The following is an 11,565-nucleotide window of genomic DNA, read 5'->3' as shown; positions in this document are numbered from 1 at the left end:
TGGCCCGTTCGGCCGAGCGGTGGCCTGCCGCCCTCAGCAGATACGACAGCCGAACCCGGACCGGACCGCCGCCCCGGCAGCAGCTCGGGGCACGCGGGCCTGCCAGGGGCTTGTCGGCGGCTGCGCGGTGACCTGTTCGGCCGGCTGGTGACCCGCCGCTCGCGGCAGCGGATGGGGGTGCGGGAGATCATCCAGCGTGCTGCCGGGCGTCGTGGTGATCGTGCCGGTCGACTGGCCCCGGTCCGACGGCGGTTCGCGCCGCTGCGCGGTGGCCTGCCGCCCTCAGCAGATACGACAGCCGAACCCGGACCGGACCCCCGCCCCGGCAGCAGCTCGCGTCGCGTGGGCGTGGCAAAGGCCCGTCGGCAACCGTGCTGGCAACGAACGGGGTCAGCGGTTGTTGACGAGCTTCCATGTGGTGGGGAGGACGCCCATGGCCAGGGCCGCCTTCAGGGCGTCGCCGATCAGGAACGGAGTGAGCCCCGCGGCGATGGCTGCCGAGGCGGACATGCCGGTGGCGAGGGCCAGGTAGGGGACGCCGATGGCGTAGATGATCGCCTCGCCCAGGATCATCGTGCCAGCGGTGCGCAGCACCGAGCGGTCGGCGCCACGGCGGGCCAGCGCGCCCACGACGGCTGCGGCCAGCAGCATGCCGAAGACGTACCCGAGGGACGGGGCCGCCGTGCCCGAGCCGCCCTCGGCGAACCACGGCACCCCGGCGATGCCCGCGAGCGCGTACAGGGCGAGGGCGAGGAGGCCGCGGCCGGCGCCGAGCGTGGTGCCGACGAGCAGGGCGGCGAAGGTCTGACCGGTCACCGGGACCGGGGAGCCCGGCACGGGCACCGACAGCTGGGCCGCGAGGCCGGTGAGCGCGGCTCCGCCGAGCACGAGGGCGACGTCACGCACGCGGGACGAGGGCAGGAGGTCGGCGAGGACGGCGCCGGAACGGGCGTCGGCGGTGGCGGTGCTCATGAGGACTCCGCGGGTGTGGGCAGACGGGGACACCGTGACGCTATACCGCCTGGTCGGGCCGGATCACCGTCAGCGCTCGACAAAGGCGGGAACCGCGCGCTGGTCGGCTCCATACAAAGTGTGCGGGTTACACCTGGTACGGCGTGAGAACGGTCACCGAGGGCGCGAGGCGTGGCGCACGTCGGCGCGCACACGGGGGCTTTTTGTTGCTAACTTGTAGTTGCAAGCTCTTTGCAATAAGAGGTTCGGAGGGGACCACCCATGCCCGTCTACACGCTTCCTGAACTGCCCTACGACTACTCCGCGCTCGCCCCGGTGATCAGCCCCGAGATCATCGAGCTGCACCACGACAAGCACCACGCGGCCTATGTGAAGGGCGCCAACGACACCCTGGAGCAGCTCGCCGAGGCACGCGACACGGAGCGGTGGGGCGCGCTGAACGGTCTGGAGAAGAACCTGGCCTTCCACCTCTCCGGACACATCCTGCACTCGATCTACTGGCACAACATGACCGGCGACGGCGGCGGCGAACCGCTGGCCGCGGACGGTGTGGGCGAGCTGGCGGACGCGCTCACCGAGTCGTTCGGCTCGTTCGCCGGGTTCAAGGCCCAGCTGTCCAAGGCCGCGGCCACCACCCAGGGCTCGGGCTGGGGCGTGCTGGCGTACGAGCCGCTGAGCGGACGCCTGGTCGTCGAGCAGGTCTACGACCACCAGGGCAACGTGGGCCAGGGCTCGACCCCGATCCTGGTCTTCGACGCCTGGGAGCACGCCTTCTACCTCCAGTACCGGAACCAGAAGGCGGACTTCGTCGAGGCGATGTGGCAGGTCGTCAACTGGCAGGACGTGGCCCGTCGTTACCAGGCCGCCCGGTCCCGCACGGACGTGCTCCTGCTGGCGCCCTGACGGCGCGCCCCGGACCGTCCCGCCTCGTGATCGTCTTCTCACCCTTCACGCGGCGGGCGGAGTGAGGGACCGGCCCCGCGAGGACGTAACTCGCGGGGCCGGTCCTGTTAGCGGGGCCCGGCCGGCGGCCCCGCTCAGGCACAGGGCACAGCCGCACTTCGCGCCCTCCGGGGAGGAGTCCCCGTTCGTGGAACCGCGGCCGCGCGCCGAACTCACCGGCGTCTCACTGGAGTCGACGCCCGCCGACCTGATCCGGGCGCCCTGCGACGGATGCGGCTGCCGGCGCACGTGCTGGGCCGCCCGCCGCGCGCGGTGCGGTGCCGGCGGCGGCGCGCCGGTACGGGGTCGCGCTGGACGAGGCCGCCCGGACCCGGCCGACGGCGGTCGTGGAACCGGGCCCGGGCCGGGCCGCCTACCACGCGCGGGGCTACGAGGCGCACCTGAGCCGGCTCGCCGAGGCGCGGGCCAGGAGGGCTGCCGCCGTCACCAGCGCAGCTTCGACTGGAACGGCGGCGGCTGCTTCCCCGCGCCGAAGCCCGGGTGACTCAGAGGTTGCTGAAGTCGGGGCCCTTGGTCCGGGTCCGCTTGATCTCGTAGAAGCCCGGTACGGAGGCGACGGCGAGGGTGCCGTCCCACAGCCGGAGCGCCTCCTCGCCCTGGGGCGTGGGGGTCACCACAGGGCCGAAGAAGGCGATCTCCTCGCCGTCGGGGCCGGGTACGGCGATGACCGGGGTGCCGACCTCCTGGCCGACCTTGTCGATGCCTTCCTTGTGGGAGGCGCGCAGCTCGGTGTCGTAGGTGTCCTTGTCGGCGTACTCGATCAGGTCGGCGGGCAGGTCCGCGTCGGCGAGGGCGGCGGCGATGCTGTCGCGGTTCACCCCGAGGCCCTCGTTGTGGAAGCGGGTGCCGAGGGCGGTGTACAGCCGGCCGACCGCCTCGTCGCCGTGCTGCTGCCGGGCGGCGACGGCCACCCGGACCGGGCCCCAGCTCTTGCCGCCGGGGCGCATGTTCTCGGCGTACTCCTCGGGCAGTTCGTCCAGCCTGTTCTCGTTCAGCACGGCCAGGCTCATCACATGCCAGCGGACCTCGATGTCCCGGACCTTGGCCACCTCCAGCACCCAGCGGGAGGTCATCCAGGCCCAGGGGCACAGCGGATCGAACCAGAAGTCGACGGGGGTCTTCTCGGCCATGTCACTCCTCGTGAGAACGCGAATAAGGGTCCCAACGCATCCGCTCGTCGCGTCATTCCCTGCTGACCCTGTCAGGGGCACATGGCAGGATCGGTCCTGTTCGGCACCGGCCGAACCCCGTCCTGCCGCACCAACGAGGGAGTGCCGCCCGTGCCCGGTGAGAATCTGTCCCGCGACGAGGCCCGGGAGCGGGCCGCCCTGCTGTCCGTCGACGGGTACGAGGTGTCCCTGGACCTGCGGTCGGCCGTCGGCGACGGGGCCGCCGAGCCGCGCACCTTCCGCTCGGTCACCACGATCCGCTTCCGCTGCAACGAGCCGGGCGCGGCCAGCTTCGCCGACCTGATCGCACCGAGCGTGACCGCGCTCTCGCTCAACGGCAGGGACCTCGACCCCAGCGAGGTCTTCGACGGCTCCCGGATCGTGCTGGAGGAGCTGGCCGCCGAGAACGAGCTGGTCGTGGACGCGCAGTGCGCCTACTCCCGTACCGGCGAGGGCCTGCACCGCTTCGTCGACCCGGAGGACGGCGAGGTGTACCTGTACACCCAGTACGAGCCGGCCGACTCCCGCCGCGTCTTCGCGAACTTCGAGCAGCCCGACCTCAAGGCACCGTTCCGCTTCGAGGTGCGGGCCCCGGAGGGCTGGACCGTGTGGAGCAACGGGGCCGGTGAACGCGCCGACGGTGTCTGGCGGTTCGCCGAGACCAAGCCCATCTCGACGTACATCACCTGCGTGGTGGCGGGCCCCTACCACTATGTGACCGACTCCTACGAGCGGACCTTCGAGGACGGTACGCGGCTGGAGATCCCGCTGGGCGCGATGTGCCGCAAGGGCCTCGCCCCGCACTTCGACCACGACGACGTCTTCCTGGTGACCAAGCAGGGCCTGGACTTCTTCCACGACCACTTCGACTACCCGTACCCGTTCGGGAAGTACGACCAGGCGTTCGTGCCCGAGTACAACCTGGGCGCGATGGAGAACCCGGGTCTGGTGACCTTCCGCGAGGAGTACATCTTCCGCGGCAAGGTGACGCAGGCGTCCTACGAGGCGCGGGCCAACGTCATCCTGCACGAGATGGCGCACATGTGGTTCGGCGACCTGGTCACCATGGAGTGGTGGGACGACCTGTGGCTCAAGGAGTCCTTCGCGGACTTCATGGGCACCTTCGCGAACGTCGGCGCGACCCGTTTCGGCAACGCCTGGATCACCTTCGCCAACCGCCGCAAGGCGTGGGCGTACCGGGCCGACCAACTGCCGTCCACGCATCCGGTCACGGCGGACATCCGTGATCTGCAGGACGCCAAGCTCAACTTCGACGGCATCACGTACGCCAAGGGCGCCTCGGTGCTCAAGCAGCTCGTCGCGTACGTCGGCGAGGAGCCCTTCCTGGAGGGTGCCCGGCGCTACTTCAAGCGGAACGCGTACGGCAACACCCGGCTCGGTGACCTGCTGTCGGTGCTGGAGGAGACCAGCGGCCGGGACATGGCGGCCTGGGCGGGGGCGTGGCTGCAGACGGCCGGGGTGAACGCGCTGACCCCGCAGGTGCTGCTGGACGCGGCGGGCCGGGTGAGCGAACTGGCCGTGCTCCAGGAGGCGCCCGAGTCGCATCCCCGGCTGCGCCCGCACCGGGTGGCGGTGGGCCTGTACCGCCGTACCCCGGCCGGGGACCTGGAGCGGTACGCGCGCGTGGAGACGGACGTCGACGGCCCGCGCACCGTCGTGGCCGAGCTGGCCGGCGCCGCGGCCCCGGAGCTGGTCCTGGTCAACGACGACGATCTGACGTACTGCAAGATGCGGCTCGACGCCACGTCGCTGGCCACGCTCCGGGACCACCTGGGCGCGCTGACGGACCCGCTGGCCCGCGCCCAGTGCTGGTCGGCGCTGTGGAACCTGACCCGGGACGCGTTGCTGCCGGCCCGGGACTTCGTCGAGCTGGTGCTGCGCTTCGCGGGCCGTGAGAGCGAGATCGGCGTCGTGCAGATGCTGCACGCGTGGACGAACTCGGCGCTGGTCCACTACGCGGCGCCGCAGTGGCGGGCGACGGGCGAGTGGCTGGTCGCCGACGGCGCCCTCGACGAGCTGCGGCGGGCCGAGCCGGGCAGCGAGCACCAGCTGGCCTGGGCGCGGTTCTTCGCGACGGTGGCGTCGAGCGAGGCGGACCTCGGGCTGCTGCGGGAGCTGCTGGACGGCACCGCGAAGATCGACGGCCTGGAGATGGACCAGGAGCTGCGCTGGGCGTTCCTGGAGCCGCTCGCCGCCCACGGGGCCGCCGACGAGGCCGCGCTCGCGGCGGAGCTGGCCCGCGACGACACGGCGTCCGGCAAGCGGCACCAGGTCCGCTGTCTGGCCGCCCGGCCGTCGGCCGCGGTCAAGGCGCAGGCGTGGGCGCAGGTGGTGGAGTCGGACGCGCTGTCCAACGCGCTGGTCGAGGCGACCATCGCGGGGTTCGCGCAGCCCACGCAGCGGGAGCTGACGGCGCCGTACGCCGAGCGGTACTTCGCGGCGATCGAGCGGGTGTGGCGGGAGCGGTCGATCCAGATCGGCATGGACGTGGTCAGGGGCCTGTTCCCGGCCTACCAGGACTCGCCGCGGACGCTGGCGGCGACGGACGCGTGGCTGGAGTCCCACCGGGAGGCGGCTCCCGCGCTGCGCAGGCTGGTGCTGGAGGCGCGGGACGACCTGGCGCGGGCGCTGCGCGGGCAGGCCCACGACGCCGGCACCTTTGGCCAATGATCGGTCCGTCCGTGACCGTTACGGAATTCGGTCAATAACAGCCGTAACCCCTGGGCCGCACCCGAACGGACCAGGGGTTTTCCGTCTCTACTCGGCATCCGAACAACCGTCCTTTAGTGCCGTCTTGTCCGTATTTGTCGACGAGCGTGTAACAGCGGTTACGGAGCGGTCAGCAGGAGGGAATCGGGAGGTCATGAACCACAACACCCCGCTCTCCCCGCGCCCCCTCCACTACCTCAACGACGTCCGCCGCCGGGTGCTGACCGCGGCCCAGCTGCGCAAGCACGGCATCTCGACGGCCGAGCTGAACGAGCAGTGCCGCCCCGGCGGCCCCTGGCGGCAGCTGCTGCCCGGAGTGGTCCTGCTGTACTCCGGACTGCCGACGAGCGAGGAGCGGCTGCACGCGGCCCTGCTGTACGCGGCCCGCGTCTCGGGGTCGGGCGTGCCGCCGCAGCCCAGCGCCGAGGAGCCGCACAGCCCCGTGTACACGGAGGCGATGATCACCGGTCTGGCCGCGCTGACCCTGCACGGCTTCACCTCGACGCCCCCGCTGCCCTCCCTGGAGCGCTTCGACGTGCTGGTCCCGCGCGCCCGGCGGCTGCGCTCGACGGACGCGGTGCGCATCGTCCGCACGCCGACCATGCCCGTCCCGCGGCAGGTGACCGGCCTGCCGGTGGCGCCGGTGGCGCGTGCCGTGGCGGACGCGGTGGCGGACATCTCGGAGGCGGGCGCCGTGCGGCTGCTGCTGTCCGAGGCGGTCCGCGCCGGCCACTGCGAGCCGACCGCCGTGGTCCGGGAGCTGAGCCGGGCGAGGCTGCTCGGCCGGCCGCACGTGGTGGACGCGGTGGACTCGCTGCTGGCCGAGGGCCGGGCCCTCGCGGAGGACCACCTGTACCGGATGGTCCGGGAGTACGGCCTGCCGGACCCGGTGTGGAACGTCGACCTGCGGCTGCCCGGTGGCCCGCACCTGGGCGACCTGGACGCCTACTGGCCGGAGGAGGCGGTCGCGGTGGAGCTGGACACCCGGGCCGCGCGCCAGGACGAGGACGCCCTCTGGTCGGAGTACGCGCGCAAGCGCGAGTACCTGGAGCGCCTCGGCATCACGGTCGTCCACATCTCCCCGCGGAAGCTCCGGGAGTCGCTGGAGCAGCAGGCGACGGTGGTCCGCACCGCGCTGATGGCGGCCGGCGACCGGCCGCCGGCCGCGCATGTCATCGTCCTGCCCCGGTGACGGGCCGTCGGTCGGCTGCGGCAGCATGGTGGCTGGTCGCGCCGTTCCCCGCAGCCCTTCCGGCGTCAGGGCGACTGCTGCGGCTCCCCGGAGCGGAAGACGGGGCGGCCCACCCGGTCGAGCAGGGCCGCGTACGCCGCGATCATCCGGGTCCGGCTGAACCGTTCCCGGCTGCGGGCCAGGGCAGGACCGAGGTCGGCGCGGCCGGCGATCGCGCCCGACCAGGCCAGCGCGACGGCGCCCGGGTCCGGCGGGGTGACGAAGCCGTGCCCGGCCGCGAGGGCCGCGGCGTCGCCGACATCGGTGGTCACCGGCACGGCCCCGCACATCATGCCCTCGATCAGGCAGAGCGGCGCGGCCTCCCCGGAGGACGAGGTGAGCGCCACGACGTCGGCGGCGGCGTAGACCGCCGGCATGTCCCGCCGTACCCCGAGCAGCCGCACCCGCTCGGCGAGCGCCCGGTCGGCGCCGAACGCGACCTCGATGTCCGCCCACAGGGCGGGGTTCTCCCCGGTCATGCCGGCCCCGCACATCAGCACCTGCCCGTCGGTCTCGCGGCCCAGCCAGAGCCGCGCCGCGCGCAGCAGCAGCGGGACGTTCTTCATCTCGGCGTAGCGCGCGGCGAAGACGACCACCGGCGCCGCGGCCGGGATGCCGAGCGAGGCGCGCAGCGCGTGCCGTGCCTCCGCGTCGGGCCGGAACCGCAGCAGGTCCACGCCGTTCGGGATGACGTGCAGCAGCGCCGCCGGGATCCCGGCGGCCAGATACGCGGCGCGGGTCGACTCCGCGCAGCACACACACGCGACGACCGTGCCGTCCGCGATGGCCGCCTTCAGCTCGTCCAGGGCCGGTCCCTGGTTCTCCGGGTCGGAGCGGTGCAGGCACACCACCACCGGGCGGCGCGGCAGCCCCGCCTGGTTCAGCAGGGCGAGCGGCTGCTCCTTCAGCGAGAGGATGACGTCCGCGCCCGCCATCGCCCGAGCCGTTTCGGCCAGCTCGGGCCCGCTGAAAACGCTCGCCGCGACGGCCCCGTCGACCAGGCCTGCGCTGCGGCCGAGCGAGGCGACCGGGACGCCGCCGGCCGTGAGCGCGCGATAGCAGGTGTCGTCCTCCATGCGCTGCCGGGTGGCCTCCCGGTGCACCTCGGCGTGGACGGACAGCACCCGGTGCCGCTGCCGGCCGCCCTCCATCAGCCCGAGGACGACATCGCTGTGGACGATCCGGGCACCGCCGGAGAAGAAACCCTCGTAGACCGAGAGCACACGCAGTCCCTGCGTCGCGCGCACACGACCACCCGCCTTGCACATGATTCGAGCCATCCCCGTGAACAGCGGGTTAGCCGATATGAGGCGGTACGGACATTGCGCGGGTGTTAACGCCTCACGACACCGTCGAAACGGTGTCTAACAGAATTCCCCCTCGATCACGGCGTCCATGTTCCCGGCCCAGTCGCCGTTGAAATTGACCGCCAGCGCGTGCCGGCCGTCGGCCGTGGTCACCGCCGAGGAGCCGGAGCCGTGTATGCCTCCGTCGTGTCCCCAGACGTGGACGCCGCAGGACAGGGTGCGGTCCATGAGGCCGAGGCCGTAGCCCGCGTTCGGCACGCCGTCGATCTCGACCGTGGTCTTCATCTCCTTCAGCTGCCGCGCGGGCAGCAGATCGCCGCGGAGCAGGGCCCGGTAGAACCGGGTCAGGTCGGCCGAGTCGGAGATCATCTCGCCCGCGGCCGACGCGATGGACGGGTTCAGCCGTGTGACGTCGTACGACGGGCCCGCCGTGGTCGGCGCCAGCTTCGAGTAGGCGCGGCTGCTCGGCCGCGGCAGGGAGACCCGGGTGCCCGGCACCGAGGTGCCGGTGAGCTTCAGCGGGCGGATGATCCGCCGGTCGATCTCCTCGGCGTACGGGCGGCCCGTGACCCGCTCGATCACCATGCCCGCCAGGACGTAGTTGGTGTTCGAGTAGTTCCAGGACGTGCCCGGCGCGAAGTCCGGCCGGTGGCGCAGGGCGATCGCCACCAGCTCGCGCGGGGTCAGGGTGTCGTAGCGGTGCCGGAAGAAACCGTCCTTGAGGAAGTAGGTGCGGCCGAAGTCGTCGTCGGCCGTGTAGTTGTAGATGCCGCTGGTGTGGTTGAGGAGCATGCGGAGGGTGATCGCGCGACCGTCGTGGCCGTGGCCGCGCACCACCCCGGGCAGCCAGGTGTCCACCGGGTCGTCCAGCGACACCCTGCCCTCGGCCTCCAGTTGGAGCAGGACGGTGGCGACGAAGGTCTTGGTGATGCTGCCGACGCGGTAGCGGTCGGCGGCGGAACGCGGGGCACCGGTGCGGGTGTCCCCGACGCCGGCCGTCGCCGACCAGGTGCCGTGGGCGTCCCGGACCCCCGCGGTGACGCCGGGCACGCCGTCGGCGACCGCGGCCTCGATGGCCCGGCGGGTGGCCGCGTGGCCGGCGGCTCCGTCGGCGCCGTCGGCGGGCACGGCCGCCAGTGCCGGTCCCGCCAGGGCCAGTGACAGCACCGTGACTGTCGCTCCCACCACTGCCGTACGTACGGACATGTCGTTCCCCCTACCTGCTGGACTCGTTGAGCTGGGTCGCGGGGAGGGACACCGGGGCGGTGGCGGAGGTTGCCTCAGCACAGGCCGGTTGAGCGCGTTCCGGCTTTTGTGGCTCAGCCCTTTCTCAGCACCAGCTCCGTGTTGCGGTCGGCCGCGGAGCCCGCGAGCGTCCTGTTGGCGCCCGGGGCGTTGAAGGACAGTTCACGATAGAGGGTGGCAAGGCCGGTCTGGGACAGGTCCGCGTAGTCGGTGCGATGCGGTGCGGCGGACTCGACGAGCGTGGTGAACAGCGACAGCGTGCCGTCCTTGTTGTCCACCAGCTCGATCACGCGGGCGAGTTGCGGGTGGTCGACGTGGGAGGCGGTGGAGATCTCCCAGAAGGAGCGGTTGCCCGCGGCGGCGTGCGGGGTGATGGCGTTGCGGTGGATGTGGCCGTTCACCCAGGCCAGCACGTTGGCATGGCGCGCGAGCACGGAGACGACCGCGGCGCCGTCGTGCCGGTGCTCGCCGGGGCGGGCCGGGTCGGGGCGGGAGTTGTCCATCGACGTGCTGGTGTGATGGCTGAAAACGATCGCGTACGCGTCCTTGTTGTCCCGCAGAGTCCTGTCCAGCCAGTTCAACTGGGCCGTGCCGATGGAGCCTTCGTAGTGGCCGCCCGGGTCGGTGGTGTCCAGGCTGATGCCGATCACGTCGTCGGCGATGCGGAACGCGTAGTACTGGGTGCCCGCGTCCACGTTGGCCGCCGAGTACCCGTGGCCGACCGGCCCGGCTCCGGCGTGGGCCGGGTCGAGATGGGCCTTGAGGTACTCGGCCGGGGTGTACGGGGCGCGCCGCTCGTCGGGCGTGACCGACCGCAGATCGCGCGCGTGCGCCCTGAGCAGGTCCCGGAAGCCCGCGCCCTGGGGGTCGGTGGCGTTCTTGATGGTGTCCTGGAACTTCTTCGCCTCGGTTGCGTCCAGGCTCATCAGCTTCCTGCCGCCGACCGCGAACTCGGTGAGGTAGGGGTCGCCGTGGGAGCCGTAGCAGCCGAGCGGCAGCGCGTCGTGGTTGCCGACCGTGGAGTACCAGGGCAGGTTCAGGCCGGGGCTGCGGACCTCCCGGACCGCCGCCGCCAGATAGCCCTTCAGCTGCGGGAACCCGAAGCCCTTGTCCCGGTCGCGGAGCACCGAGTCGGGCTGCCAGAACGTCTTGAGCCCGCTGTTCTGGACGCCCTCGTAGTGCCGCGGGTCACCGGAGTTGGGGGTGATGGTCCCGCCGCTCATGACCGTCATGAACCACTCCAGTTCGGAGCGGGCGTTGTTGTCCGTGTTGTCGCCGGTGGTCATGACGCAGTGCAGCGGCGACCCGGTGACCGGCGCGCCGCGCAGCGCGTTGACCCGCTCGACCAGCGAGACGGCCCCGGGCACGGTCAGCGCCTCGTGCGGGCGCCAGGCGTGCGGGTCGGTGGAACGCAGGAACTCCAGCCGCAGCGGGTGCTGCACGTCCATCAGGTGCAGATCGGTGAGCTGCACGAACGCGGCGAGCGGGGTACGGCGGTCCGCGCGGCCGGACTTGGGCGCGGCCAGGTCCTCGCGCACGACCCGCGGCCAGCCGGGCCCGGCACCGAGACGCCGGTAGCCGGAGCCGCCCTGCGGGGCGGCGACGGAGTCGACGGTGGTGCCCCTGGTGTACGGGGCGAGCGGTGGCGAGGGCGCCTTCCGGGAGGAGGCGAGGGGCGCCTCGGAGGTGGTGGCGGCCTCGCTGTCGGTGGGGCGCAGGGCGTAGCCGACGCCCGCGGACAGGGACACCGCTCCGACGGCGGCCAGGACGGTACGGCGGTTGACCTCCAGCGCGGAGGTGGCGACAGAGCGTAGGCGCGACATGGCGCGATCTCCCCGAGTGCGAACGCGTCGGCAGTGGTCGCGGGTGATCGCCATTGCGAACAACCCGCTCGCTCTGGATGCTTGGCATCGGGGGTGACCTGCGCGTGAACGAGGCGGCAACAGGC

General features: G+C 72.4%; 8 protein-coding genes and 1 pseudogene. 4 read left to right on the top strand and 5 right to left on the bottom strand.

Features of this window, described 5'->3' with window-relative positions:
* Positions 1–390: 390 nt before the first annotated feature.
* On the bottom strand, positions 391–972 hold the full coding sequence (locus tag CTZ28_RS08770; protein WP_121888696.1) for a biotin transporter BioY: 582 nt from the start codon (positions 970–972) through the stop codon (positions 391–393).
* A gap of 261 nt (positions 973–1,233) precedes the next feature.
* On the opposite strand from CTZ28_RS08770, the gene CTZ28_RS08765 reads away from it, so the two are divergent.
* Entirely contained in the window at positions 1,234–1,875 is a 642-nt protein-coding gene (locus CTZ28_RS08765) for a superoxide dismutase (RefSeq protein WP_121888695.1), read from the top strand.
* A 142-nt stretch (positions 1,876–2,017) separates the two neighbouring features.
* A pseudogene (locus CTZ28_RS48095) lies at positions 2,018–2,345 on the top strand (carbohydrate kinase); the annotation flags it as partial.
* Between the two features lie 75 nt (positions 2,346–2,420).
* On the opposite strand, the gene CTZ28_RS08755 reads toward CTZ28_RS48095, so the two are convergent.
* Positions 2,421–3,065: a DsbA family protein gene (locus CTZ28_RS08755; RefSeq protein WP_121888694.1), complete on the bottom strand. Its 645-nt coding sequence runs from the start codon at positions 3,063–3,065 to the stop codon at positions 2,421–2,423.
* A gap of 150 nt (positions 3,066–3,215) precedes the next feature.
* Between CTZ28_RS08755 and pepN the strand changes: the two genes are divergently transcribed.
* Positions 3,216–5,795, top strand: coding sequence for an aminopeptidase N (gene pepN, locus CTZ28_RS08750; protein WP_121888875.1), 2,580 nt, complete (start codon positions 3,216–3,218; stop codon positions 5,793–5,795).
* 193 nt (positions 5,796–5,988) lie between these two features.
* On the top strand, positions 5,989–7,026 hold the full coding sequence (locus CTZ28_RS08745) for a hypothetical protein (RefSeq protein ID WP_121888693.1): 1,038 nt from the start codon (positions 5,989–5,991) through the stop codon (positions 7,024–7,026).
* Positions 7,027–7,091: 65 nt separating this feature from the next.
* Here the strand turns inward: CTZ28_RS08745 and CTZ28_RS08740 are convergent, their stop codons facing one another.
* From CTZ28_RS08740 to CTZ28_RS08730, 3 genes are all read right to left on the bottom strand, one after another.
* On the bottom strand, positions 7,092–8,288 hold the full coding sequence (locus CTZ28_RS08740) for a glycosyltransferase (protein ID WP_121888692.1): 1,197 nt from the start codon (positions 8,286–8,288) through the stop codon (positions 7,092–7,094).
* A 141-nt stretch (positions 8,289–8,429) separates the two neighbouring features.
* Positions 8,430–9,578: a serine hydrolase domain-containing protein gene (locus tag CTZ28_RS08735; RefSeq protein ID WP_183154308.1), complete on the bottom strand. Its 1,149-nt coding sequence runs from the start codon at positions 9,576–9,578 to the stop codon at positions 8,430–8,432.
* 113 nt (positions 9,579–9,691) lie between these two features.
* Complete coding sequence (locus tag CTZ28_RS08730; protein WP_121888691.1) at positions 9,692–11,440, bottom strand: TIGR03767 family metallophosphoesterase; 1,749 nt, start codon at positions 11,438–11,440, stop codon at positions 9,692–9,694.
* Between the last annotated feature and the right edge of the window lie 125 nt (positions 11,441–11,565).

The sequence above is a fragment of the Streptomyces shenzhenensis genome, from assembly GCF_003688995.1.
GTDB classification, from domain to species: domain Bacteria; phylum Actinomycetota; class Actinomycetes; order Streptomycetales; family Streptomycetaceae; genus Streptomyces; species Streptomyces shenzhenensis_A.
Note: the sequence above shows the minus strand (reverse complement) of the source record. Positions and strands in the feature narration are given on the sequence as shown.